This window comes from Ewingella sp. AOP9-I1-14, assembly GCF_052375995.1.
Lineage (GTDB): Bacteria > Pseudomonadota > Gammaproteobacteria > Enterobacterales > Enterobacteriaceae > Ewingella > Ewingella allii.
This window is the reverse complement of the sequence record NZ_JBQSVA010000001.1, coordinates 262,162-287,565: the sequence shown is the minus strand read 5'-3', so window position 1 is coordinate 287,565 and position 25,404 is coordinate 262,162. Positions and strand designations below refer to the sequence as shown.

21 protein-coding genes and 1 other RNA gene are annotated in these 25,404 nt (G+C 53.5%); 10 read left to right on the top strand and 12 right to left on the bottom strand.

Annotated features, from left to right (window positions below):
• Positions 1 to 51: 51 nt before the first annotated feature.
• From ACT3RT_RS01395 to ppsR, 8 genes are all read right to left on the bottom strand, one after another.
• Complete coding sequence (locus ACT3RT_RS01395) at positions 52 to 870, bottom strand: heme ABC transporter ATP-binding protein (RefSeq protein ID WP_437342001.1); 819 nt, start codon at positions 868 to 870, stop codon at positions 52 to 54.
• On the bottom strand, positions 837 to 1,859 hold the full coding sequence (locus ACT3RT_RS01390) for a FecCD family ABC transporter permease (RefSeq protein WP_485901078.1): 1,023 nt from the start codon (positions 1,857 to 1,859) through the stop codon (positions 837 to 839). The genes ACT3RT_RS01395 and ACT3RT_RS01390 overlap by 34 nt, the downstream gene beginning before the upstream one ends.
• Complete coding sequence (locus ACT3RT_RS01385; RefSeq protein ID WP_485901077.1) at positions 1,859 to 2,689, bottom strand: heme/hemin ABC transporter substrate-binding protein; 831 nt, start codon at positions 2,687 to 2,689, stop codon at positions 1,859 to 1,861. The genes ACT3RT_RS01390 and ACT3RT_RS01385 overlap by 1 nt, the downstream gene beginning before the upstream one ends.
• Positions 2,686 to 3,720 (bottom strand): hemin-degrading factor, encoded by a 1,035-nt coding sequence (locus tag ACT3RT_RS01380; protein WP_496202393.1) that lies wholly within the window; start codon positions 3,718 to 3,720, stop codon positions 2,686 to 2,688. Before ACT3RT_RS01380 ends, ACT3RT_RS01385 begins: the two co-directional genes overlap by 4 nt.
• 75 nt (positions 3,721 to 3,795) lie before the next feature.
• The gene (locus ACT3RT_RS01375) at positions 3,796 to 5,880 is read right to left on the bottom strand and encodes a TonB-dependent hemoglobin/transferrin/lactoferrin family receptor (RefSeq protein ID WP_485901073.1); all 2,085 of its coding nucleotides are present in this window, start codon (positions 5,878 to 5,880) and stop codon (positions 3,796 to 3,798) included.
• Positions 5,881 to 5,980: 100 nt separating this feature from the next.
• The gene (gene hemP / locus ACT3RT_RS01370; RefSeq protein ID WP_353502431.1) at positions 5,981 to 6,181 is read right to left on the bottom strand and encodes a hemin uptake protein HemP; all 201 of its coding nucleotides are present in this window, start codon (positions 6,179 to 6,181) and stop codon (positions 5,981 to 5,983) included.
• A 261-nt stretch (positions 6,182 to 6,442) separates the two neighbouring features.
• Entirely contained in the window at positions 6,443 to 7,489 is a 1,047-nt protein-coding gene (locus ACT3RT_RS01365) for a 3-deoxy-7-phosphoheptulonate synthase (protein WP_496202392.1), read from the bottom strand.
• 127 nt (positions 7,490 to 7,616) lie between these two features.
• Positions 7,617 to 8,438: a posphoenolpyruvate synthetase regulatory kinase/phosphorylase PpsR gene (ppsR, locus tag ACT3RT_RS01360; RefSeq protein ID WP_353503985.1), complete on the bottom strand. Its 822-nt coding sequence runs from the start codon at positions 8,436 to 8,438 to the stop codon at positions 7,617 to 7,619.
• 512 nt (positions 8,439 to 8,950) lie between these two features.
• Between ppsR and ppsA the strand changes: the two genes are divergently transcribed.
• Complete coding sequence (gene ppsA, locus ACT3RT_RS01355; protein ID WP_496202391.1) at positions 8,951 to 11,329, top strand: phosphoenolpyruvate synthase; 2,379 nt, start codon at positions 8,951 to 8,953, stop codon at positions 11,327 to 11,329.
• Positions 11,330 to 11,468: 139 nt separating this feature from the next.
• Here the strand turns inward: ppsA and rprA are convergent.
• Positions 11,469 to 11,579, bottom strand: an RNA gene (rprA, locus tag ACT3RT_RS01350) — antisense sRNA RprA.
• Positions 11,580 to 11,787: 208 nt separating this feature from the next.
• Positions 11,788 to 12,885: an AI-2E family transporter YdiK gene (gene ydiK / locus ACT3RT_RS01345; protein WP_353502428.1), complete on the bottom strand. Its 1,098-nt coding sequence runs from the start codon at positions 12,883 to 12,885 to the stop codon at positions 11,788 to 11,790.
• 269 nt (positions 12,886 to 13,154) lie between these two features.
• Between ydiK and ydiJ the strand changes: the two genes are divergently transcribed.
• Positions 13,155 to 16,211: a D-2-hydroxyglutarate dehydrogenase YdiJ gene (gene ydiJ, locus ACT3RT_RS01340; protein WP_496202390.1), complete on the top strand. Its 3,057-nt coding sequence runs from the start codon at positions 13,155 to 13,157 to the stop codon at positions 16,209 to 16,211.
• 15 nt (positions 16,212 to 16,226) lie between these two features.
• Positions 16,227 to 16,643 carry a 1,4-dihydroxy-2-naphthoyl-CoA hydrolase gene (gene menI, locus ACT3RT_RS01335; RefSeq protein WP_486033566.1) on the top strand — a complete coding sequence of 139 codons (417 nt, stop codon included), beginning with the start codon at positions 16,227 to 16,229 and terminating at the stop codon, positions 16,641 to 16,643.
• A gap of 98 nt (positions 16,644 to 16,741) precedes the next feature.
• On the opposite strand, the gene ACT3RT_RS01330 is transcribed toward menI, so the two are convergent.
• Positions 16,742 to 17,146 (bottom strand): hypothetical protein, encoded by a 405-nt coding sequence (locus tag ACT3RT_RS01330; protein ID WP_396130432.1) that lies wholly within the window; start codon positions 17,144 to 17,146, stop codon positions 16,742 to 16,744.
• Positions 17,147 to 17,640: 494 nt separating this feature from the next.
• On the opposite strand from ACT3RT_RS01330, the gene sufA reads away from it, so the two are divergent.
• From sufA to ACT3RT_RS01295, 7 genes are all read left to right on the top strand, one after another.
• A complete protein-coding gene (sufA, locus tag ACT3RT_RS01325; RefSeq protein ID WP_034791152.1) occupies positions 17,641 to 18,012 on the top strand; it encodes a Fe-S cluster assembly scaffold SufA in 372 nt (123 codons plus the stop codon).
• A 30-nt stretch (positions 18,013 to 18,042) separates the two neighbouring features.
• A complete protein-coding gene (gene sufB, locus ACT3RT_RS01320; protein WP_396130433.1) occupies positions 18,043 to 19,566 on the top strand; it encodes a Fe-S cluster assembly protein SufB in 1,524 nt (507 codons plus the stop codon).
• 173 nt (positions 19,567 to 19,739) lie between these two features.
• On the top strand, positions 19,740 to 20,486 hold the full coding sequence (gene sufC / locus ACT3RT_RS01315) for a Fe-S cluster assembly ATPase SufC (RefSeq protein WP_353502425.1): 747 nt from the start codon (positions 19,740 to 19,742) through the stop codon (positions 20,484 to 20,486).
• Positions 20,461 to 21,762 carry a Fe-S cluster assembly protein SufD gene (gene sufD / locus ACT3RT_RS01310; protein ID WP_496202389.1) on the top strand — a complete coding sequence of 434 codons (1,302 nt, stop codon included), beginning with the start codon at positions 20,461 to 20,463 and terminating at the stop codon, positions 21,760 to 21,762. The genes sufC and sufD overlap by 26 nt, the downstream gene beginning before the upstream one ends.
• Positions 21,762 to 22,982, top strand: a complete 1,221-nt coding sequence (sufS, locus tag ACT3RT_RS01305) for a cysteine desulfurase SufS (RefSeq protein ID WP_485901058.1) — start codon at positions 21,762 to 21,764, stop codon at positions 22,980 to 22,982. The genes sufD and sufS overlap by 1 nt, the downstream gene beginning before the upstream one ends.
• Before the next feature lie 29 nt (positions 22,983 to 23,011).
• Positions 23,012 to 23,425, top strand: a complete 414-nt coding sequence (gene sufE / locus ACT3RT_RS01300; RefSeq protein ID WP_353502422.1) for a cysteine desulfuration protein SufE — start codon at positions 23,012 to 23,014, stop codon at positions 23,423 to 23,425.
• 283 nt (positions 23,426 to 23,708) lie between these two features.
• Positions 23,709 to 24,737, top strand: coding sequence for a L,D-transpeptidase family protein (locus ACT3RT_RS01295; RefSeq protein ID WP_353502421.1), 1,029 nt, complete (start codon positions 23,709 to 23,711; stop codon positions 24,735 to 24,737).
• Positions 24,738 to 24,944: 207 nt separating this feature from the next.
• Here the strand turns inward: ACT3RT_RS01295 and ACT3RT_RS01290 are convergent, their stop codons facing one another.
• Entirely contained in the window at positions 24,945 to 25,181 is a 237-nt protein-coding gene (locus tag ACT3RT_RS01290; protein ID WP_013576093.1) for a major outer membrane lipoprotein, read from the bottom strand.
• Positions 25,182 to 25,404 lie beyond the last annotated feature (223 nt).

The following is a 25,404-nucleotide window of genomic DNA, read 5'->3' as shown; positions in this document are numbered from 1 at the left end:
AAAGAGTTCAGCATGCTGAACCCTTTTTATATTCATACTTTGGCGAGTCGGCTATTGGCGCAAAAACACCTGAGGAACAGGGCTTTCAGGATGCAAATTCACCCCGAGATCCGCGTGATACCACTGGCCCAGCGTCTTGGCGGTTAGCACGTCCGTCGGGGTACCGGAGGCCACCACTCTGCCTTCGTGCAGCAGCACAATGCGATCGGCGTAGAGCGCGGCGAGGTTCAAATCATGCAGCACGCAACATACCGCCAACGGGCTTTCGCGAGTCAGCCTGCGCAGCAATCGTAAGGTGTGCTGCTGGTGATAGAGGTCAAGGGCCGAAGTTGGCTCATCCAGAAACAGCCAGCGCGGAGTGGGGGTCGGCTGCCAAAGCTGCACCAACACTCTGGCGAGCTGCACTCGCTGCTGTTCGCCGCCGGACAGCTCGCGGTAATCTCTGTCCGCCAGCGTCAGGCAGTCGGTTTGCTCCATCACCTGTTGCATCGCCTGCGCGTGATGCCCCTTGCCGTGGGGGGCGCGCCCGAGGTTAATCACTTGGCGCACGCTGAAGTTAAAGGCTAACTCGCTACTTTGGCGCATCACCGCGCGCTTGCGAGCCAGCTCCTGCGGTGCCCAGTCGGAGAGGGCTTTCCCGGCTAATTCGCAATACCCTGCATCGGCCTGTAAGAAGCCGGTGAGTAAACGCAGCAGGGTGGACTTGCCCGCGCCGTTGGGGCCGATCAGCGCCACCACTTCACCACTATTGAGTTGCAGCGAAACATCATCGATCAGGCAGCGCGGCCCGGCGGTGAGCCGCAGGTTTTCAGCGCGCAGGCTGGTTTGAGAGTGGCTCATCGCGGTGTCCCCGGACGCAAAATCAACCATAGGAAATAGGGGCCGCCAATCAGGCTGGTTAACAGCCCGACGGGCATTTCCGCCGGGGCGACCAGCGTTCGCGCCAGCGTGTCCGCCAGCAGCAGCAAACAGGCGCCGCCGAGAGCCGAGCCGGGTAACAACCAGCGATGATCCGCACCCACCCTTAGACGCAGTAGATGAGGTATAACCAGCCCGATAAAGCCAATCACCCCAGTCACCGCCACGGCGACACCCACTAGCAGGGCGCTAATCAACAGCAGTTGTAGCTGGGTGCGGCGAACATTCACCCCGAGGTAATGGGCATCTTCATCACCTAGCTGCAGCAGGTTCAGGCGACGCGACAGCAAGAAGGACGCAACACAGGCTGGAAGAATAAGGGTTGCCGCGACAATCAGCGTCGGCCACTGCGCCTGCCCCAGACTGCCCATCATCCACAGGGAGAACTGGCGCAGCTGCTGGTCATCACTGACGTAGGTCAGCACGCTAACCATAGCGCCACAGATGGCGTTGATGGCGATCCCGGCCAATAGCAGCCGGGACAAATTGCCGTGGCCGAAGCGACTGAGGGTAAACACAATCAACGACACCACCACGCTGCCCGCGAAGGCAGCGAACATCTGCCCATAAAGCGCGATGATTGGCGGCAGCGACATGGGTAGCACAATGGACATGGCGACAAACAGCGCCGCGCCGCTGCTGATGCCAAGTAGGCCAGGGTCCGCCAGCGGATTGCGAAACAGCCCTTGCATTACCGCGCCCGAACAGGCCAGCGCGCAGCCTACCAGCACCGCCAGCAGCACGCGGGGCAGGCGGATGGTCACCCATATTTGCCAAAGCCCGTCATCCATATGTCGGCTTAATACACTGCGCAGTGGCACGGAGAGCGCCCCGGAGTTCATGGCGATGACGGCTAAGATCAGCAGGATGATCGCCAGACCCGCCAGTACCCGCACCGGGGTACTGACGCGTGAGTGGGCGAGGGTGGTCATGGTGCTCATTATTTTACCTGTTCCGCGGCCTGACGAATTTTAATCAATACGTCGGGCGTTTCGAGGCCAAAACCGAGCAGCGCCATATCGTCAAGGACCAGCACGCGGTGGTTTTTACCGGCGGGCGTTAAGGCAACGCCGGGTAATTTCCACACTTGCTCAAGGCCGCCCAGCGACTTCACGCCGTCTGTGGTTACCATCAAAATGTCTGGCGCGCTGGCAATAATGCCTTCTTGCGCGAGAGGGCGATAACGGGAGAAACCTTGCATGGCGTTTTGCGCACCAGCGGCGGTGATCATGGCATCTGCGGCCGTATTCTGACCGGCGGCCAAAGCATTGGTCCCGCCGTGATTCATCACGAACAATATTTTCACTGGCAGAGGGCTGTTAGGCACTACCGCCAGTTTCTGGCGGTAGGTGGCAATCAGTTTCTCGCCTTCTTGCTGGCGGTTGAGGGCATCGGCAATTACTTCAATCTTTTGCGGCACGGTGTCCAGCGTGGTATTGCCCGGGATGCGTACCACTTTGACGCCGTTCTGCGCCACCTGCTGCAAGACCAGAGAAGGCTCGGCCAGCTCGCTGCTCAGCACTACGCTTGGCTTCATCGCCAAAATGCCTTCCGCGTTAAGCTGGCGCATATAGCCGACGTTCGGCAGGTTTTTTACCTGCTCGGGATGCAAACTGGTGCTGTCACGCGCCACCACTTCATCGCCTGCGCCTAGCGCATACACAATTTCAGTCACGTCGCCGCCAATACTCACCAAACGCTCTGCCGCGTGCGCCAGTGGGGAACAGGCCCCGGCCAGCGCGAACGCCCATGCACTCAACCGACGTTTCATGCTGCGACGCCCTCGCTGCTCAGTGCGGCCACTTGTTCACGCCACTGGTTCTGCTCTGGCTGGCCTTCGGTGCGTTGACCGTAAAGCTGCGCGATTTGCGTGCCGTCAGCCGCGAACAGCTCAAGGCTGGTGACAAAACCGTCTTTGGTCGGTTTGCGGGTCACCCAGCTTTCGGCGATGGCGCTTTCAATCAGATGCATGGTGAAGCGCGGGTTGAAGATGTTGATCCACTCACCGTGCGGGCGGACGCTTTTGATCTGGCCGGTGAAGATCTGCACACAGCCCGCATTGCCGATGAAAATCATGATTTCATTCTGCTGGTCGCGAGCCGCTTCCAAAATAGCGGTCAGCGAGCCGTTATCCACGCGATAAGCCAAATCATCGCCGACGGCTTTGAATGCCTGCTGGCGGCTGAGGTTGTGGCGCTTCAGCAACTGGAAGAACTGGTGAACGTCAGTCATGGCGCGCCATTCGCTGTCGATATCGCCGCTGGCGGCTTCGGTTTTCACTTCGGCCTTCACCGCCGGAACCAGCTCGAGAGCCGGGTTTTCAGCGCTGCGATATTGCGCAATCAGCGCATGCCACGCGTCCATGTCGGTTTCGTCGGTGGTGTAGACTTTGTGCACCGCGTTGCCCTGAGCATCAAAGAATTGAATGCTATGACGGTCGCCTTTCGGGTGGCTCTCGGTCATGCAGAAGATGTGCAGCCAGTGCTGCAGGAACAGTCGCAAATCCAGTTCACGCGGATTGAGGATCAGACCGGCGTGGCCGTTCAGGTGCTGGTTCTCATAGCGGCCCATTTGCTCATGGACAGCATAATCATTGCGGGTGATGGATTTGGTCACGCCGACTTTCTCAAGGGCGGTCAGTAAGGTTCTGGCATCAACGTCCATACGACCCGCATCATGGCCAACGCGCAGGGAGGTAAGTTCCGCTTCGCTGATCCCCATCATCTCCGCCAGATCGCGAGCATACTTGCCCGGATTCGCTTCTTTAGCTTGCAGATAACTCTGGTAATTTAATGAACTCATTGCTCTCTCCTCATCTTTTTTATTGATAGCGCCCGGAACGAGGCCGGGCGATTTTAGGGGTGCCTTACAGTGCCATTACCACTGATAGCTGACGAACAACTTAGCGTTGCGGCCGTCTTGTGGAATGCCCTGTGGTGAATAGGATTCTTTGTCGAAGGCGTTGCCCAGCACGACGGCGGTGGTCATGCCTTTCCAACTGTCCCGACCTTTATAGCTCACATAGAAGTCATTGATGGCGTAGCCCGCCTGCTGCGCCGTGCCGGTATTGACGTGGGTTGAGCGTTCAACAAAGGTGCCCACCCAGCCGAGAGAGAAGGCGGACTGCGCGATAGGCACGTCGAGGCTGCTGGTCACGGTGTCTGGGTTGATGCTGTCAATCCAGTCGCCGGTGGCTTCATCTTTACCGCGAGTCCGGTTGTAGGCCACGTCCCAGGAGAACAGATCAGTTTTGTAGCTCATCATGGCATCCCAACCCCACAGCTTAGCGCGGTCGATATTGGTGGAGTAGGTGCTGCAATCGATGCAGTAAGGCCCGGTGCGCCCAACGCCAAGATTCATGTTTACCGCCGTGGTGATGTAATCCTTGGCGTTGGTATCGAAGTAGCTGGCTTTGAATTGCAAATCATCATTGGCCATCATCAAGTCGTTGAAACGCAGACCGAAACCGTATTCCTGCGTGGCGTTGGTTTCAGGTTTCAGATTGGGGTTCGGCACCCAATTGTTGACGATGGTGGTTCGGCCCATTGGGATGCTGAAATGCACCGAGTCGTTGTACATTTCGCCCATAGTTGGGGCGCGGAAGGCCTGCGCGTAGGAGCCGAACACCATTAGCCAGTCGGTCGGGTTAACGGTTAATGCGCCACGGGATGACCACTTGTCGGCGTCAACGTCCGCATAGCCGTCGCTGCTGCCACGATAGTTGTCATAACGAGTGCCGGCCAGAATGGAAACCGGCAGGTCGCGCAGGGTGATTTCGTCCTGCAACCAGCCGGAAGCAAAGTTGATATCCGCCTGCGGGAAGCTAGTGGTCGCGCCGCCTGGGGTCTGTTCCTGCTTATAAGCCTCCGTGCCGTAGGTCAGCAAGTTCGCGGCGAAGCTGTCAGTGAACACACGAGAGCGGTTTTCGAGCTTAGCGCCTTTGGTAGTTTGCTTGCGCTTCTCTTCCGGCGTGCCCTCAGGGCGCGCATTGATATTGATATCCGAATAGTAAGCAGTGGCTTTGGCATCGAGCCAGTTCTGATCTTCCGGCTTCAGGTTGTAGCTCAGCTGGGCGTCGCGCTGAATGGTTGAGCGATCGGTCCACACGTTGCCGCTAGAGACTGCCGGGGTTTGCGGGTTTTTTGGCTCTTTCGCGTTGTTATTGTAGTAACGCAGATTTGCACTCAGAGACTGGGCCGGGTCGAGCTGCCAGGTGCCTTTCGCCAACACATTACCGATGTTCTCATCGTTAGGCGCATTGAAGTCGTCACTCTGCTTGATATCACCCACGTCGCGGGTGCCGAAAGAGAGCAAACCGTCGAAATTATCAGTTTTGCCATAGGTACTGGCACCCATGCCAAGGCTATGGTCGCCCGTCGCGCCGGTGCCGAATACGCGATAACCCATGTCTTGTCCCGGCATCAACAAATCAGCGGCGTCAACGGTTTCATAAGAGACCACGCCGCCCAGTGCGCCGCTGCCGTACAGCAAGGCCGACGGGCCGCGCACCACTTCTACGCGCTTAATCAAGCCCGGATCAATAAAGGTGCTGTTGAGGTGGCCGGTGTCGGTCCCCTGACGAATGCCGTCGACCAGGGTCAGTACGCCGCGACGGTCATAGCCGCGCAGCGAGATATCTTGCCCATTCGTACGACCTGTGCCGGAAATGCTCAGGCCCGGAACGCGGCGCAGCATGTCGGCGGAAGAAGAGGAAGTCAGGCTTTCCGCGCTGGTGCCATCAATGACGGTCACCATCATAGGGGCTTCAAAGCTGTCGCGTGGGTTACCTGTTGCAGCAACGGTCATGGTATCTTCAGACACTTTCTTGTTGGAATCAGCCGTGGTTTTGCTGTCTTTTGCTGGGGCAGGAGTGGTGTCGGCTTGGGCTACCAGCGGCAGAGCGCAGGCAATCGCCAGGCTCAAAGTTGAAAAACGCAGCCGTGTGGTAAGGGTATGAAGCATGGGGCAATTCTCCGTATGTTTTCACATATCAATAAGATTTGCTGGCTGCCTTGATCCTTAGACCTGGGTGGCTGGCGGGTAAGTTAAAAGGGTAAACCGGTTATTTAGTCAGTATCAGTTTTCCGGCCTTGGTCTGACGCAGTTGGTAGCGTTGCCCTTGATGGATAATGGTCGCTACGCCAGCATCACCCAGCAGATCTGCACTCGAAATGCAGATTGCACCCTCGGTATTTTCCCCATGGCTATCCAGTGGCGAGTTGCCGATAGCATGAGGCGAAATGGGTTGAGTTTTGTCATTCATAGTTACAGATGTTAATAGCAATTAATATCAATGTGAGAATCATTATCAAATCATTGACACAACACATCAAGAGAAATCTGATGTTAAATCGTCAGTTATCTGAGGGTTAACCCTATTTAGGGGAGGGGAAAGGTAAAAACTGTGAGGAAAATCAGCGGGCGGGGCGAAAGATATTCTACCGTGGGGATAAAATTTGCTTATTGAAAAGGGCAACCTGCGTTGCCCTTTTGCGTGACTTAGCGCAGATAATTGGGATAACTATCAAAAACGGCTATCCACCGCCTCGGCCAGCATGTTGATCAAGGTCTCAGTATCTTCCCAGTTCAGACAAGGGTCAGTGATCGACTTGCCATAGGTGAGAGGCTGGCCTGCGACAATCGGCTGGGTGCCTTCTTCAAGGAAGCTTTCCGCCATAATGCCGGCAATGGCAGTTGAACCTGCGCGGATCTGCTGGCAGACGTCTTCAGCCACGTCCAACTGGCGGCGGTGCTGCTTCTGGCAGTTGCCGTGGCTAAAATCGACCACTAAACGCTGAGGCAAATCGAACTCGGCCAGATTGCGGCAGGCTTCCTGAAGATCGGCCGCGTGGTAGTTTGGCGTTTTCCCACCGCGCATAATCACGTGACCATAAGGGTTGCCCGAGGTACGGTAGATAGTCATCTGCCCGGTTTTGTCCGGCGAGAGGAACATATGGCTGGCGCGAGAAGCTCGGATCGCGTCGATGGCGATGCGCGTGTTGCCGTCAGTGCCATTTTTAAAGCCTACCGGGCAAGAGAGAGCTGACGCCATTTCACGGTGAATCTGGCTCTCGGTGGTGCGTGCGCCGATGGCTCCCCAGCTAATCAGGTCGGCAATATACTGGCCGATCACCATATCGAGGAACTCAGTGGCCGTGGGCATTCCCAACTCATTCACCGCCAACAGCACTTTGCGCGCCAGCTCGATGCCATGGTTGACGCGGAAAGTCCCGTTCAGCTCGGGATCGGAGATCAATCCTTTCCAGCCGACCACGGTGCGAGGTTTTTCAAAATAGGTGCGCATGACGATTTCCAGTCGGTCTTTATAACGTTCACGCAGAACGTTGAGCTTCCCGGCATAGTCAATGGCAGCTTCGATATCGTGAATAGAGCAGGGGCCGACGACCACTAAAAGACGGGGATCTTCACCGGAAATTATCTGTTCAATTCGCTTGCGTGACGTTGTCACGTTATTGGCGACCGACGAGGAAACTGGCAGTTTTTCCGCCAGTGCCTGAGGTGTGATCAGGCTGTCGATGCGCGTCGTACGCAGTTCATCTGTTTGTGACATGTGATTCTCGAAATGTGTTTCTTCGCTACGGCAGGAATACCGGGAAGTGATGGCGATCACAATAACGCAAAACTAGATGATTTCAACTGTAGACGGCAGGTTATGCCGTCTACGTCATTAAAAGCTCTTAAAACATCCGGCGGCTCATGCCGAAACTGTCCATTATTTTGGCCGAAATCTCTTCTACCGAATAGTTTGTACTGTTCAGATAACGTATTTGATTTTTGCGGAACAGGGCTTCAACTTCTGACACTTCCATTCGGCATTGGCGCAGCGAAGCATAGCGGCTGTTCTCCACGCGTTCCTGACGAATCGCGGAGAGGCGCTCCGGGTTGATGGTCAAGCCAAACAGCTTATGCATATGAGGCTTAAGGGCCGGAGGAAGCTGAATGTTGTCCATGTCATCGGCGGTAAACGGGTAGTTTGCCGCGCGAATACCAAACTGTAAGGCTAAATAGAGGCTGGTGGGGGTTTTGCCACAGCGTGATACGCCCAACAAAATGACCTGAGCCTGATCTAAATTGCGCAGTGATATGCCGTCATCGTGGGCCAACGTGTAGTCAATGGCCGCGATACGGGCGTCATACTTAGTGATGTTGCTGGCCGTCAGGCCGTGAGTGCGATTGGCAACGGGCGTAGGTTCAACGCCTAGCTCATTTTGCAATGGCGCAACCAATGACTGCACGATGTCCTGACAAAAGCCTTCACTGCTGGCAATAATATCGCGCACTTCGCGCGAGATAATGGAATAGAAGACCAGCGGGCGAGCGCCGGTCTTTGCATAGATATCATTGATTTGCTGGCAGACGGCCTTGGCTCGCCCTTCATTCTCCACAAAGGGCAGCGAGAAGGTTGTCGCATTAACTGGGAATTGAGAAAGGACCGCGTGCCCCAACACTTCCGCCGTAATCGCAGTACCATCCGAAATGTAAAATACACATCTATCCACATCAAACTCCTGAATTTCGTTAATTCGGCAAGCTCGCTCAGCCAGCATTTTCATTTATCTTTCGCATTAGATAAACAGTAATAGTCTTATTGGGTGGAAATAAAAAGCAGAAGAATTTTATTGCGCAAACTTTGCGAGATATTGCGCAAATTGACTGAGAAAAATGAAATGACATTTTATTTTTTCCGAGGTGTTACGCAGAGTTTTGGTTTGCTTCAGCAGAGCTTCAGCATTAGGCGTAAGGTGGTTGGCAAGAGGAAGATGTGTTGCATGTCTTCCTGATTTGTAAGGAATTACTGGTTTTTTACAGCAAGCTGGATGGTGTCAGCTTTGGAATTTTCTTAAACAGAAATAGTTTCAGTTGCTGGATCGATTCACCTGTCCAAAGATTATTGTTCTCTATGCTAGTCTGAAATAACTGACCGTTTTTCAGTAATACGCCAATTTCCGTACAACAACTATTAGTCTGCTTATTCGTCAGCAGCCTATTGAAATTAAGAAAGGATTGTTTCATGGCCAATCTCGAACCCGATTTACGCAATGTTATCTGGTACAACCAGTTAGGTATGAACGACGTTGACAAGGTCGGGGGTAAGAATGCGTCCTTGGGGGAAATGATCACCAATCTGTCTGATTTGGGCGTATCCGTACCCAATGGCTTTGCGACCAGTTCAAAAGCCTTTAATGACTTTTTGGACCAGAGCGGCGTCAACACGCGCATCCACGATTTGCTCGATAGCATTGATGTGGACGACATTGCCCAGTTGACCAAAGCCGGCGCGCAGATCCGTCAGTGGATTGTGGAAACACCTTTCCAGCCAGAGCTGGAAAAAGATATCCGCCAGGCCTATCAGCAGTTGTCTGAAGGTGAAAAAGACGCCTCCTTCGCCGTGCGCTCTTCCGCCACTGCCGAAGATATGCCAGACGCGTCGTTTGCTGGCCAGCAGGAAACCTTCCTTAACGTACAGGGCTTTGATGCCATTTTGACGGCTATCAAGCACGTGTATGCATCCTTATTTAATGATCGTGCGATCTCTTATCGCGTGCATCAGGGCTATGACCATCGCGGCGTGGCGCTATCCGCCGGGGTTCAGCGCATGGTGCGTTCCGATTTGGCCGCCGCAGGCGTCATGTTCACCATTGATACTGAGTCCGGTTTCGATCAGGTGGTGTTCATCACTTCCGCCTACGGGTTGGGCGAGATGGTGGTTCAGGGCGCGGTGAACCCAGACGAGTTCTACGTCCACAAACCAACGCTTGCCAAAAACAAACCGGCCATCGTGCGCCGCACCATGGGGTCAAAAAAGATCCGCATGGTCTATGCCGACAGCCAAGAGCACGGCAAGCAGGTGCAGATTGAAGATGTGCCCGCTGAGCTAAGCGATCGCTTCTCGCTGACCGATGAAGAGATTCAGGCGTTAGCGCGTCAGGCATTATTAATTGAAAAACACTATGGCCGCCCGATGGATATCGAGTGGGCCAAAGATGGTCACAATAACAAACTCTACATTGTACAGGCACGCCCAGAGACCGTCCGTTCTAACGGGCAGGTGATGGAGCGCTACCAGCTCAATGGCAGCAGCAAAGTGCTGGTGGAAGGGCGTGCTATCGGGCATCGCATTGGCGCGGGTCCGGTGAAAATCATCCATGACATCAGCGAGATGCACCATGTTAAAGCCGGTGACATTTTGGTCACTGACATGACCGATCCCGATTGGGAACCGATCATGAAGAAAGCCTCGGCGATTGTCACCAATCGCGGCGGGCGTACCTGCCATGCGGCTATTATTGCCCGTGAACTGGGCATTCCGGCGGTGGTAGGCTGCGGCGACGCCACTGAGAGGCTAAAAGAGAACCAGAAAGTTACGGTATCTTGCTCCGAAGGCGACACCGGCTATGTCTACGAAGATGAGCTGGACTTCAGCGTGCAAAGTTCGGAAGTTAACGAACTGCCAGAGCTGCCGCTGAAAATCATGATGAACATCGGTAACCCTGACCGCGCCTTCGACTTAGCCTGTCTGCCGAATGAAGGGGTGGGGCTGGCGCGTCTTGAGTTCATCATCAACCGCATGATCGGCGTGCATCCAAAAGCCTTGCTGGAATTCGACCAGCAGGAACCGGCATTGCAGGAAGAGATCAGCAAGCTTATCCAAGGTTACGATAGCCCGCGTGAATACTACGTGGCGCGTTTGACGGAAGGGATCGCCACCCTTGGCGCTGCCTTCTGGCCAAAACGCGTGATTGTGCGTCTGTCTGACTTTAAGTCTAACGAATACGCCAATCTGGTGGGTGGCGAGAAGTACGAGCCACACGAAGAGAACCCGATGCTGGGCTTCCGTGGCGCGGGCCGCTATGTGTCGGACAACTTCCGCGACTGCTTCGCCCTCGAGTGTGAAGCCATGAAGCGAGTGCGTAACGATATGGATCTCACGAACGTTGAAGTGATGATCCCGTTTGTGCGTACCGTGGCGCAGGCTGAAGCCGTGGTGGCCGAGCTGGCGCGGCAAGGTCTGAAACGTGGCGAAAATGGCCTGAAAGTGATCATGATGTGTGAGATCCCTTCCAACGCCTTGCTGGCTGAGCAATTCCTCGAGCACTTCGACGGCTTCTCAATCGGCTCTAACGACATGACCCAGCTGACTTTGGGCCTTGACCGAGATTCTGGCGTGGTGTCTGAACTCTTTGACGAGCGCAACGAGGCAGTCAAGGCACTGCTGTCGATGGCAATTAAAGCCGCCAAGAAACAGGGCAAATACGTGGGTATCTGCGGGCAGGGGCCGTCTGATCATCAGGACTTCGCGCAATGGTTAATGGAGGAGGGGATCGACAGCTTGTCCCTTAACCCAGACACCGTAGTGCAAACCTGGCTGGCGCTGGCAGAAAAGAAATAATCGGCAAGTATTGCTGAACTCCCAACACTTATAAGCCGTGGCCCTAAGCCACGGCTTTTTTTATGGCCAAAGAGCCAAAATAAGGGATCAGTGGGGGTAAATAAGAGGAGGGTTTTTCGAGCGATTTGTTGAATGATGGACAAAAAAAGGCCCGTCATTGGAGACAGGCAAAGACTACACACAGCAATTTCGTTTTATGCCAGCTAGGGGAAAGCTTACATATAAATCAGGAGGTTGAAATCCAAACTGTTAACAATACTAGGGTTGCATAGTCTTTCAGTCTGTAAGAATACTCTTAATAGTAATTATTTCGATAGTTAACTAATTAACTGGATTTATGAATGAGAAAAATGCCAAAGAGAAATTGCGCGGAAGTTTTATTGCGAGGGGGTAAAAGAAGAGAAAATGCCACCTGCAAAACGCTTGGTTAAAGCGCGTGCAGGCGGCGTTTTTAAGTCTTACTCGTCGAGCGCTTTTACCACCTGATCGACGTTTTTCTCAGGTTCTGGCGCTTCGTTAACCCATAAGGAAATCAGGCGATAAGAGACTGCCAGAACGACCGGACCGATAAACAGACCAATCATGCCGAAGGCGAACAAGCCACCGATAACCCCTGACAGAATCAGCAGCATCGGTAAGTCAGCGCCCATTCGGATGAGGACCGGACGCAGTACGTTGTCGAGTGAACCCACCACACAGCTCCACACCAGCAGCACGGTGCCCCAGGTATTGTCGCCGGTCCAGTACAGCCAGACGATTGCCGGGATCAGCACCAGCAGTGGCCCGATTTGCGCTACGCAGCAGACGAACATCACCACGGTCAGCACGGTAGCGTAAGGAATACCGGCGATAGCCAAACCAATTCCGCCCAGCACGGACTGGACAATCGCGGTGACTACTACGCCCAGCGCGACAGCACGGATGGCTTGACCCGCAAGGATAACCGCCGCGTCGCCGCGATCGGCTGCCAGGCGGATGGCAAAGTGGCGGATGCCCATGCCAACCTGTTCGCCACGGCTATAAAGCAGGGCGCTGAATAGCAGCATCAGAGAACAGTGGACGATGAAGCGACCCAAATGTCCGGCCTGAGTGACAAACCACGAGGCAGTCTGACCGACATATGGCTGAACCTTACCCATCAACGCGCTACCGCCGCCGTTAATCAGCGAGTGCCAGCCGCTGTAGAGCTTGTGTCCCACCAGCGGGATAGCCTGTAGCCATTTAAAGTCCGGCATATGCAGGCTTGAAGGGTTGCTGGCGAGTTCGACCAGTGGTGTACCATTTTCAATCGCGCTGCTGACCAGCAGCGCGATAGGTAAAACGAAAAGCAGAATTAACAGCAGCGTCATCACTATCACCGCCAGAAAACGCTTACCCCAGAGCAATCTTTGCAATTTGATCATTAACGGCCAGGTGGCGATAACCACCATGCCAGCCCAAGCAAAGCCTAAAATAAAGGGTTGAACAACCCAAATACTGGCCACCGTCATCAGAGCAATAAACAGCACCCCAAACATAATTTGAGGTAAATCATAACGCTTCATCGGGAGATTCATTCTTGGTTCTCATAGTAAAAACAAGGCTTAAGCCCACATATTACGGACAAATACTGCTTTTCATAACTGGATAAGCATGGAGCATTTCTTCATTTTTGGACAATAGATCGCACTTTTTGTTGCGCCAGACATCTGTGCGTGCAGGCGCTATCGGTGGATGATTATAGTCAACCTTACGCAGACGAAGCGCGTGAAAACGAAGTATGTTAGTTTTTATGTTGGGTAATGAACAGGGCCCGGCAAACAACAACAAAATAGAGTCGAAATAAATGATCCCACAGATTTCACAGGCACCCGGCGTAATTCAACTGGTGCTCGATTTTTTGGAAGCGTTAAAAAAAGACGGGTTCACCGGCGATGTGACAACCAGCTACGCCGATAGATTGACGATGGCGACAGACAATAGCGTCTATCAGTTATTGCCGGATGCCGTGCTGTTCCCGATGGCGACCTCTGACGTGGCCTTATTGGCGCGTCTCGCCGGGCAGGAGCGTTTTAAATCTCTGGTATTCACCCCGCGCGGCGGTGGTACTGGCACCAACGGCCAGTCGTTAAACCGGGGAATTGTGGTTGATATGTCCCGTCATATGAATCGCATCCTAGATGTTAACGTCGAGCAGGGCTGGGTGAAGGTTGAAGCGGGGGTGATTAAAGACCAGCTGAATGACTATTTGCGCCCACTCGGCTATTTCTTCTCCCCTGAGCTGTCGACCAGTAACCGCGCGACGCTGGGTGGCATGATCAACACCGACGCTTCGGGTCAGGGTTCACTGGTGTATGGCAAAACCTCAGACCACGTTCTCGGGCTGCGGGCGATTGTGATTGGCGGCGAGATGCTTGACACCACCTCCATGCCGACGGCTCTGGCTGACAAGCTGGGTGAAGAGAATTCAGTGATTGGTCGGATTTATCGCACCGTGTTAGATAGCTGCCGCGACAACCGCGCGCTGATTATCGAAAAATTCCCCAAACTTAACCGCTTCCTCACCGGTTATGACTTGCGCCACGTATTAAGCGACGACCTGCAAAACTTCAACCTGACTCGCATCCTCACGGGTTCAGAAGGCTCGCTGGCCTTTATTACCGAAGCGCGACTGAACATCACGCCAATCCCGAAAGTGCGCCGTCTGGTCAATATTAAATATGACTCTTTCAACTCCGCGCTGCGCAATGCGCCGCTGATGGTTGAGGCCAATGCCCTGTCGGTGGAAACCGTCGACTCCAAAGTGCTGAATCTGGCCCGTGAAGATATCGTCTGGCACACCGTGCGTGACTACATTACCGACGTTCCCGGCAAAGACATGCAGGGGCTGAATATTGTCGAGTTCGCCGGTGATGACGGCGTGTTGATTGAGCGTCAGGTTGAATCGCTTTGTGAACGCCTCGACAGTTTAATCAGCGACGGCGAAGCCGGGGTGATTGGCTATCAGATTTGCGCCGACCTGCCGGGCATTGAGCGTATTTACAATATGCGCAAAAAGGCCGTCGGCCTGCTAGGGAATGCCAAAGGGCAGGCCAAGCCGCTGCCGTTTGCCGAAGACACCTGCGTGCCGCCGCAGCATCTGGCTGACTATATTGTTGAATTCCGCGCACTGCTCGACAGCCATAACCTGAGTTACGGTATGTTCGGCCACGTCGACGCCGGTGTGCTTCACGTGCGCCCGGCTCTGGATATGTGCGACCCGCAACAAGAGGTCCTGCTGAAGCAGATTTCTGACCAAGTGGTGGCGTTAACCGCCAAATACGGCGGTCTGCTATGGGGCGAACACGGCAAGGGTTTCCGCGCCGAATACAGCCCGGCCTTCTTCGGCGAAGAGCTGTTCCACGAGCTGCGCCGCATTAAATCGGTCTTCGACCCCGATAATCGGCTCAACCCCGGCAAGATTTGTGCGCCTTTAGACAACGACGAGCCGATGATGAAAGTGGACGCGGTCAAGCGCGGCACCTTTGATCGACGCATTCCTCTCGAGGTTCGCCAGTCCTTCCGTGGCGCGATGGAGTGTAACGGCAACGGCCTGTGCTTTAACTTTGATGTGAAAAGCCCGATGTGCCCGTCAATGAAAATTACCGGCAGCCGCATTCACTCGCCGAAAGGCCGTGCCGGCCTGGTGCGCGAATGGCTGCGTCTGCTGGCAGAGCAGGGCGTAGATCCGCTGGCGCTGGAAAATGCCTTGCCGCAGCAAGGAATGAGCTTCCGCGGGCTTATCGATCGGACGCGCAATACCTGGCATGCCAATAAGGGCGAGTACGATTTCTCTCATGAAGTGAAAGAGGCGATGTCCGGCTGTCTGGCCTGTAAGGCTTGCTCGACCCAGTGCCCGATAAAAATCGACGTGCCGGGCTTCCGCTCGCGCTTCTTGCAGCTCTACCACACGCGCTATCTGCGCCCGATGCGTGACCATTTGGTCGCCGGAGTGGAAAGCTATACGCCGCTGATGGCGAAGGCGCCGAAGGTGTTCAACTTCTTCTTTAGCCAGCCTTGGGTGCGAGAGATGAGTCGCAAAAGCATCGGCATGGTCGATCTGCCGCTGCTATCTACGCCAACCCTGCGCCAACAGCTGCTGGGGCATAACGCGACCACCATGACGCTGGAGCAGTTGGAGAAAATTAGTCCTGCCCAGCGCAGCCAGTATGTACTGATTGTGCAGGACCCCTTCACCAGCTATTACGATGCACAGGTGGTGGCCGATTTCGTGCGGCTAGTAGAGAAGCTGGGCTTGAAGCCCGTCTTGCTGCCGTTTTCACCGAACGGCAAGGCGCAGCACATCAAAGGCTTCTTGCAGCGTTTCGCCAAAACCGCCAAGAAAACTTCCATCTTCCTCAACCGCGTGGCGCAGTTGGGCATGCCGCTGGTGGGCGTCGATCCTGCCTTGGTGCTTTGCTATCGCGATGAATACAAAGAGATCCTGGGCGAAGCGCGCGGCTCGTTTGAGGTGCAATTGGTCCACGAGTGGCTGAGCACCTTGCTGGCGGATCGCCCGGAGCAGCAGCAAAGCGGCGAGTCTTGGTATCTGTTCGGCCACTGTACGGAAAGCACGGCGCTGCCTACCAGCGGCAAGCAGTGGGGGGATATTTTCGCTCGCTACGGCGCCAAGCTGGAAAACGTCAGCGTCGGCTGCTGCGGCATGGCGGGGACTTACGGCCACGAGAGCAAGAATATCCAAAACTCGCTAGGTATTTACGAGCTGTCATGGCACCAATCCTTACAGCGTCTGCCGCGCCAGCGCTGTCTGGCGACCGGCTATTCGTGCCGCAGTCAGGTAAAACGTATTGAAGGCAATGGGCTGCGCCATCCGTTGCAAGCCTTGCTAGAAATGATCCCTTAACGGAAAGGAAACCCTATGACATTGTGGAAACGGCAAACCACCCTTGAGGCGCTAAACGCCAGCGGGCAGGGCTGCATGGTCGGGCACGTGGGCATTGAGTTCACGCTGCTGGCTGACGACCACCTTGAGGCCACCATGCCTGTCGACCAAAGGACCACCCAGCCGTTCGGCCTGTTGCACGGCGGCGCTTCCGTGGTGCTGGCGGAGTCGATGGGTTCGATGGCGGGCTACCTGTGCAGCGAGGGCGAGCAGAAAGTGGTGGGGGTTGAGATCAACGCCAACCACCTGCGCTCGGCAACCAAGGGCAGGGTGAAGGGCGTGTGCCGCGCCCTTCACACCGGCAGGCGCAATCAGGTGTGGCAGATTGAAATTTTCGATGAGCAGGAGAGGTTATGCTGTATCTCGCGATTAACCACGATGGTCATCGATTGATCGACTGAAATGTTAATGGAAGTGCATCAGGCAGACATATTTCCCTATGTCTGCCTTTTATTTGCGACAAGCCTGGCGGCTAATCGATTGAAATGTCTTTAAAGCTGAAAAGGGACGCGTTTAACAAAGTCAGTTTGAAAGGCTGTCGCTTTTTCCCAGATGCCCATCATGGCATAATAGTGACAAATTAGTTTCAACGTATGGCGAGCAAAGTGATAACTCTGCACGCGGAATAGCTCATTACGGTGGGCGGTATTTATTTCTAAAATAAGCCGGTTATGTAATTTACACAGCGCGTGAAGGTAGCTGTGGTCATCACCGTTTTGCAGGCACATGTTCGCCATGTCCAGACAGATACTATTGAAGCGCTTGAGCTGGCTGATTTCGGCATCCACTCTTTGCAGCGCGGCTTCCGCCATATAAAAATCTACCGTGGCATCACGCACGCTGAATTTGTATTCGTCGATTTTAGTTTGCAGCCATGCATTAACCGATTGAGTCATTAGCAGCAGTCCAGTTTTGTGAATGATAACCATTATCAAAGTGGAACTTATCATATTTGCAAAGCGGCGAGTGATCAATTAGCCAACGGGATTTTTTATTGGTCAATTTATTAGCCATAAAAATCCGGAATACCCCTGTAAAAACTGCGGAAATAGGGGCGAAAAAAGGCATTTCCTGACTATAAAAGAACGAATTCATAAATAGGTATTTCCGATGAATGTTTTATAATAGTGATCAGGAACATTATTTTTTTATATAGAAAATCGGCAGTTTGGTTTTTTTTAACAAAAAATTGACAACTTATTCAATTAGTTGATGGTCGCGGTGTTGAAGACCCGCCAGCGGCCAGCCTTGGAAAGCGTAAGCATAGAGTGAAGTTCCTCACGCTAAATCGCTATACCCTCTTAAAACAAGAGGTTGAAGTGATACCTGTTATCACTAGAATAGGCACAATAGGTCTTGTCTATGACCCTGAAACGATGAGGTAGGACAGATGCAAACTGAAACAGTCGGCACGTTCTCTTTAGATGAGAATGTTTGGAAAGGTGTGACGTTGACTGACTCTGCGGCTAAGCAGGTCAAGACGCTAATCAACCAAGATCCAGAAGTTAAAGGGCTACAGCTCTCTGTGAAGCAGTCGGGTTGCGCGGGTTTCGCGTATGTCCTCGATTTGACTAAGCAGCCAGCCGGCGATGATCTGGTGTTTGAACACGATGGTGCCAAGTTGTTCATCCCGCTGAAGGCAATGCCTTTCATTGATGGCACCGAGGTGGATTTCGTCCGCGAAGGACTGAATCAGATATTTAAATTCAATAATCCTAAAGCTCAACACGCCTGCGGCTGTGGCGAGAGCTTTGGTGTCTAACATTATTGTAAACGAAGCGATGTAACCAACATGTCACGAAGCAACGTAGAAATTCCAGACAATGTGCAGTCTTGGGTCGGCGAGGAGACGAAATACAAGGAAGGCTTCTTCACTCAGCTGGCAACCGATGAATTAGCATCTGGCATCAACGAAGATGTGGTGCGTGCCATTTCCGCGAAGCGCAATGAGCCTGAGTGGATGCTGGAGTTCCGTCTGCAGGCTTATCATGCTTGGCTGAAAATGGAAGAGCCACACTGGTTGAAAGCGTACTACACGCCTCTCGACTATCAGGATTACAGCTACTATTCCGCACCTTCCTGCGGCAGCTGTGACGATACCTGTGGTTCTCAGCCGGGTGCCACGCAGCAGCCGCCGGCCGATGCGCTGGGCGTGCCTGCCGTTGACGGCAAAAATTACCTGACCAGCGAAGTTGAGAAAGCCTTCGAACAGCTAGGTGTTCCGGTGCGTGAAGGCAAAGAAGTGGCGGTCGACGCCATCTTTGACTCCGTTTCCGTCTCCACCACTTACCGTGAAAAGCTGTCTGAATCGGGCGTGATTTTCTGCTCCTTCGGCGAAGCCATTCATGAATACCCGGATCTGGTACGCAAGTACCTCGGTACCGTGGTGCCTGCGCAAGATAACTTCTTTGCTGCACTGAATGCCGCCGTGGCCTCTGACGGTACTTTCGTTTATGTACCAAAAGGCGTGCGCTGCCCGATGGAACTGTCCACCTATTTCCGTATTAACGCGGCGAAAACCGGCCAGTTCGAACGCACCATTCTGATTGCCGATGAAGGCAGCTATGTGAGCTACATCGAGGGCTGTTCTGCCCCGGTGCGCGACACCTATCAGCTGCACGCGGCGGTGGTTGAAGTCATTCTGCATAAAGATGCTGAAGTGAAATATTCCACCGTGCAGAACTGGTTCTCCGGCAGCAAAGACAGCAGCGGCGGGATACTGAACTTCGTGACCAAACGCGCACTGTGTGAAGGTTCAGGTTCAAAAATGTCTTGGACTCAGTCTGAAACTGGCTCTGCGATCACGTGGAAATACCCGAGCGTTATTCTCAAAGGGGATAACTCAATCGGTGAATTCTTCTCTGTCGCGCTGACCAGCGGTAAGCAGCAGGCCGATACCGGTACCAAAATGATCCACATTGGTAAAAACACCAAGTCGACCATTATCTCTAAAGGTATCTCTGCCGGTCACAGCCAGAACAGCTATCGCGGTCTGGTCAAGATTCTGCCAACGGCTGAGAATGCCCGTAACTTTACTCAGTGTGACTCCATGCTCATTGGCCCTGACAGCGCCGCGCACACTTTCCCTTATGTGGAAGTGCGCAACAACACTGCCCAGCTTGAGCACGAAGCAACCACCTCGAAAATCGGCGACGACCAGCTGTTCTACTGCTTACAACGCGGTATCAGCGAAGACGATGCGATTTCGATGATTGTTAATGGCTTCTGTAAGGATGTCTTCTCTGAGCTGCCGCTGGAGTTTGCCGTTGAGGCCCAGAAGCTTCTGGCCATCAGCCTTGAGCACAGCGTCGGGTGATTCTCTTTCTCTTATATAACAACGCTATATAAAGAGAACTGACGCTTTTCCCGCTCGTCCACCCACTTCTTTCCCGTGAGAAGACGATTTAGACGAGCGCTGGAAATTGAACGACTGAACCAGTGAAAGAACCACAGAATTATGAGCGCGCAGGCGCAAACTCAAGGATACGTATGTTAAGCATCAAGAATTTAAAAGTCCGTGTCGAAGAAAAGGAAATTCTTAAAGGGCTTGATCTCGAGATCAAACCAGGGGAAGTGCACGCTATTATGGGCCCGAACGGCTCCGGTAAAAGTACGCTTTCCGCGACGCTGGCCGGACGCGAGGACTACGAAGTCACCGACGGTACTGTTGAATTCAACGGTAAAGACCTGCTGGACCTGGACCCAGAAGAGCGGGCAGGCGAAGGCGTATTCATGGCCTTCCAGTACCCGGTTGAGATCCCTGGCGTCACCAACCACTTCTTCCTGCAAACCGCCGTTAACGCCGTACGCAAGTACCGCGGTCAGGCACCCATGGACCGTTTTGACTTCGCTGATTTCATCGAAGAAAAAATTGCCATGCTGAAAATGCCAGAAGATTTGCTGACCCGTTCTGTCAACGTCGGCTTCTCCGGCGGTGAGAAAAAACGTAACGATATCCTGCAGATGGCGGCTCTTGAGCCAAATCTGTGTATCCTTGATGAAACCGACTCAGGTCTGGATATCGATGCGCTGAAAATTGTTTCTGACGGCGTTAACAGCCTGCGTGACGGCAAACGTTCATTCGTTATCGTGACCCACTACCAGCGTATCCTCGACTACATCAAGCCTGACTACGTGCACGTTTTGTGGCAGGGCCGCATTGTTAAATCCGGCGATTTTACCTTGGTTAAACAGTTAGAGGAGCAGGGTTATGGCTGGCTTACAGACCAAGAGTAACGTACCTGCGGCGGGCAGTTCGCACGCCATGCAACAGTTGTATCGCCTGTTCGAAAGCGCAGGCGGCGAGAACTCTGCCCACGCACATGCGCACTGGCAGCAAGTTCTGCGTATTGGTTTTCCACACGCCAAGCTTGAAAACTGGAAGTACACTCCGGTTTCCTCTTTGCTCGGTAATCAATTCTTTGCTCCGCAGCCACAGGCGTTGAGCGCTGAAGAGTTGAAGGCGCTGGCTTTGCCGCTGGATGCTTACCGCCTGGTGTTCATAGATGGTCGCTTTGATGCTGACCTTAGCGATGTGCAAACTGGCGCGTTTGAAATTGAAAAACTGAGCCCGTCCGTTCAGCAGACTCTGCCTGAGCCGATTGAGTCAGAAGTCTTCCTGCACCTGACCGAAAGTCTGGCGCAAGACGGACTGTCTGTGCGTTTACCTGCCGGTAAGCAAGCCGAGAAACCGCTCTATCTGCTGCACGTCAGCAGCGGTCGCGAGCAGGCTCGTGAGATTAATACCGTTCACCATCGCTACCACTTGGCGATTGAAAGCGGCGCCAATGCTGAAGTGATCGAGCACTACGTTAGCCTGAGTGACAAAGGTCATTTCACCGGCTCACGTATGACCGTCAACGTTGGCGACAACGCGGATTTCACTCACTACAAACTGGCCTTTGAAAGCCAGGCGAGCTTCCACTTCTCGCACAATGATTTAGTGATTGGCCGTGACGCACGCGTTGCCAGCCACAGCTTCTTGCTGGGTGCGGGTCTGACCCGTAACAACACCAGCGCGCAGCTTAACGGTGAAAACAGCAATCTGGACATCAACAGTCTGGTATTGCCGGTTGACGCAGAAATTGCCGATACCCGTACTTATCTCGAACACAACAAAGGCTATTGCAACAGCAATCAGCTGCATAAAGTGATTGTGCGTGACCGCGCCAAGGCCGTGTTTAACGGCATGATTAAAGTGGCAAAACACGCGCTGAAAACTGACGGTAAGATGACAAACAACAACCTGCTGCTGAGCAAACAGGCTGAAGTGGACACCAAACCTCAGTTGGAAATTTATGCCGATGATGTGAAATGTAGCCACGGTGCGACAGTGGGCCGTATCGATGACGAACAGCTTTTCTACCTGCGCGCGCGTGGTATCAGCGGCCAGGACGCACAGCATATGATTATCTTTGCTTTCGCGGCGGAATTGACCGAAGCCATCAAAAACGAAACCCTGCGCGATGTAGTCATTGCCCGTATTGCTGGCCGACTAAATCGAGGTGAGTAATGAGTTTTCCTCTGGAAAGAGTTCGTAACGATTTCCCTCTGCTGAGCCGCGAAGTTAACGGCCAGCCGCTGGCCTACCTTGATAGCGCGGCCAGCGCGCAGAAACCCCATCAGGTTATCGAGCGCGAGCTTGAATTCTACCAGCATGGCTATGCCGCGGTTCACCGCGGCATTCATACCTTAAGTGCTGAAGCCACCGAGCAGATGGAAAATGTCCGCCAGCAAGCGGCAGAGTTCATCAATGCGGCTTCTGCCGAAGAGATCGTGTTCGTCAAAGGTTCGACCGAAGCCATTAATCTGGTCGCCAACACCTTTGGCCGCGCGTTGCTGCACGCCGGTGATCGCATCATCATCACTGAGATGGAGCACCATGCGAACATCGTTCCATGGCAGATGCTGGCGAAAGAGCGCGATCTGCATATCGACGTCTGGCACTTAACGCCAAACGGCGAGCTGGACCTGTCTGAGCTGGAAACCCTGATCACGCCGCGCACTAAGCTGCTGGCGCTGGCCCACGTCTCTAACGTGCTGGGCACGGTGAACCCAATCGAAACCATCATTCCTCAGGCGAAAGCGGCCGGGTTGACGGTATTGGTTGATGGCGCGCAGGCCGTGATGCACCACACCGTGGACGTGAAGGCGCTGGATTGCGACTTCTATGTCTGGTCTGGTCACAAGCTCTACGGGCCGTCCGGCATTGGTATTTTGTATGGCAAGAAAGCCTTGCTTGATCAAATGCCACCGTGGGAAGGCGGCGGTTCGATGATCAAACACGTCAGCCTAACCGAAGGCACCACCTTTGCCGCAGCGCCTTGGCGCTTTGAGGCGGGTACGCCAAACACGGCTGGCATCATGGGGCTGGGCGCGGCAATGAGCTACGTCACTGACCTGGGCATTGCTGAGATCCATGATTACGAGCAGTCGCTGATGAGTTATGCACTCGAAGCTATGGCTCAGATCCCTGATATTGTCATCTATGGCCCGGCAATTCGCTCCGGCGTAATCGCTTTCAACTTGGGCAAGCACCATGCCTACGATGTCGGCAGCTTCCTTGACCAATACGGTATTGCTATCCGTACCGGCCACCACTGCGCCATGCCATTGATGTCATTTTACGGTGTGCCGGCCATGTGCCGGGCGTCGCTCGCCATGTACAATACTCGCGAAGAAGTCGATCGCTTAGTCGCCGGGCTGCAACGCATTCATCGTCTGCTGGGTTAACCCGCAGTCTATTATCAGGATCTATTTTTATGGCTTTGCCAGATAAAGACAAATTAGTGAAAAACTTTTCCCGGTGCCCGAACTGGGAAGAGAAATACCTGTACGTGATTGAACTGGGTGGACAATTACCCGCGCTGGCCGATGAACATCGCCAAGATAAAAACCTGATCTCCGGTTGCCAAAGCCAAGTCTGGATTGTAATGCAGATTAACGAGGCGGGTGAGCTGAGCTTCGCGGGTGATAGCGATGCGGCCATCGTTAAAGGGCTGTTGGCGATTGTCTTCAGCCTGTACCAAGGTCTGACAGCGCAGGAAGTGGTGGAACTGGACGTGCGTCCTTTCTTCACCGCCCTTGAGTTGAGCCAGCATCTTACGCCTTCACGCTCGCAAGGGCTTGAAGCGATGATCCGCGCTATTCGTGCTAATGCCCAGCAATTGAGCTAATCACGACACGTTGCTCGTTAGGAATGTTCTGCTAATGAGCAACGTTATTTCTCTTCCTCTCCCATCCTCCCTTGCCATTTAATTCTGATAATTCAGCTGCTTAAAACGCTTCTCTTGCCTTAATTTTCATTCCGTCGAGCTTTTGTAACGCTTTGATTTTAAGCGTTTTAATTGCCTTTGCTTCAGGCATTGCTACTATTAAAACTCAACAGGAAGTTGATGCCTGCGCACCTGCCTTGGCATCGGGTTTCAACCCTTACGATAATCATCAGTAGGAATGAGTATGAAACGTGTATTACCCCTGATGGGGATGTTATTCGCTGGCTATCTAACAGCCGGAACCGGCGCGGCCAACGCCGCAGAATATCCGCTGCCGCCGGATAACAGCCGCCTTATCGGTGAGAACACCACCTACGTTGTGCCAAACGATGGCAAACCTCTCGAAGCGGCAGCCGCCAAATATCAGATTGGTTTGATTGGAATGCTGGAAGCCAACCCGGGCACCGACCCTTATTTGCCGAAGCCGGGCACGGTGCTGACCATTCCATCGCAGATGCTGCTTCCCGACACCAAGCGCGAAGGCATTGTGGTAAACCTTGCCGAGCTGCGCCTTTATTACTACCCGAAAGGGGAGGATAAGGTGATCGTGCTGCCAATAGGTATTGGCCAATTAGGGCGTAATACGCCGGAAATGGTGACTTCGGTCAGCCAGAAGATCCCCAATCCAACCTGGACACCGACCGCCAACATCCGTAAAGCTTACTTGAAAGACGGCATTAAGCTGCCGGGCATGGTGCCAGCCGGGCCGGATAACCCGATGGGGCTGTTCGCCATGCGCCTGTCCGCGGGCACCGGGCAATATCTGATCCACGGTACCAATGCCAACTTTGGTATCGGTATGCGCGTCAGCTCGGGCTGTATCCGCCTGCGTCCGGACGATATCGAAGCGCTGTTCAACATGGTGCCGAAAGGCACGCGCGTGCAGATAATCAATCAGCCAATCAAAGTGGCGGTTGAGCCGGACGGTAAGCGTTATATCGAGGTGCACCAGCCGCTGTCGCACACCGACAAGGACGATCCGCAGACCAAGCCGATTGCGCTGACCGCCGCAGAGAAGAAGTTCATCAAGAACAAAGAGACTAATGAAGATGTGGTGAAGCAGGCCATCGAGCGCCGCTCGGGTATGCCGGTGATTGTGAGTCACGGCACTGATGCTGACTCAGCGCAAGAAGCACCGTCATCACAAGTCCCCCAGCCGCAAAGTGCTTCTATTACTCAGGTTCAGTCTTACCAGACCGCCGATAACCAATAATCGCGCTGTACGGCCCATAGAGGCATTGCATATTAAGGAGCTGATACCAGCTCCTTTTTTTATGTTCGTCTGGTAGAAGGCGCTGTGGCGAGTTTTAAGGGTATTTAGACGGGGAGTGTCAGGTGTGGAAGAGGGGAGCGGAGAGATGCTGAACGACAGGCAAAAAAAATGGCGCACTGAGTGCGCCATTTAACTATTGAAGTAATATTACTTCTTGTAAGCGTGAGCTTGGTTGTCCAGACGTTGGTTAGCGCGAGCTGCATCGTCTTTAGCTGCTTGAACGTCAGAACGGATTGCGTTCACGTCGTTGCTCAGTTGGTCAACTTTAGAGTTCAGAGTAGAAACGTCTGAAGACAGTTGGTCGATTTTAGCATTGCTTGAACAACCAGCCAGCATAGTAGAAGCCAGGATTACAGCGCCCAGTACCAGTTTAGTGCGATTCATTATAAAACCCTCTAGATTAAGTTAATCTCCATGTAGCGTTACAAGTATTACACAAACCTTTTTCTAATGAGAATAAATTTTTGCTCGCAATCGCTTTATTTTGATCGTTCGCTCAAAGAAGCATCTTTTTTTGCGAAAAAGTTAAAAAATGCAGCGAAAACAGCCGGATTCCATGAGACTTGTCCCATTTATTTGTTAGCTGTTTTTACTGTCTTGTCTAATT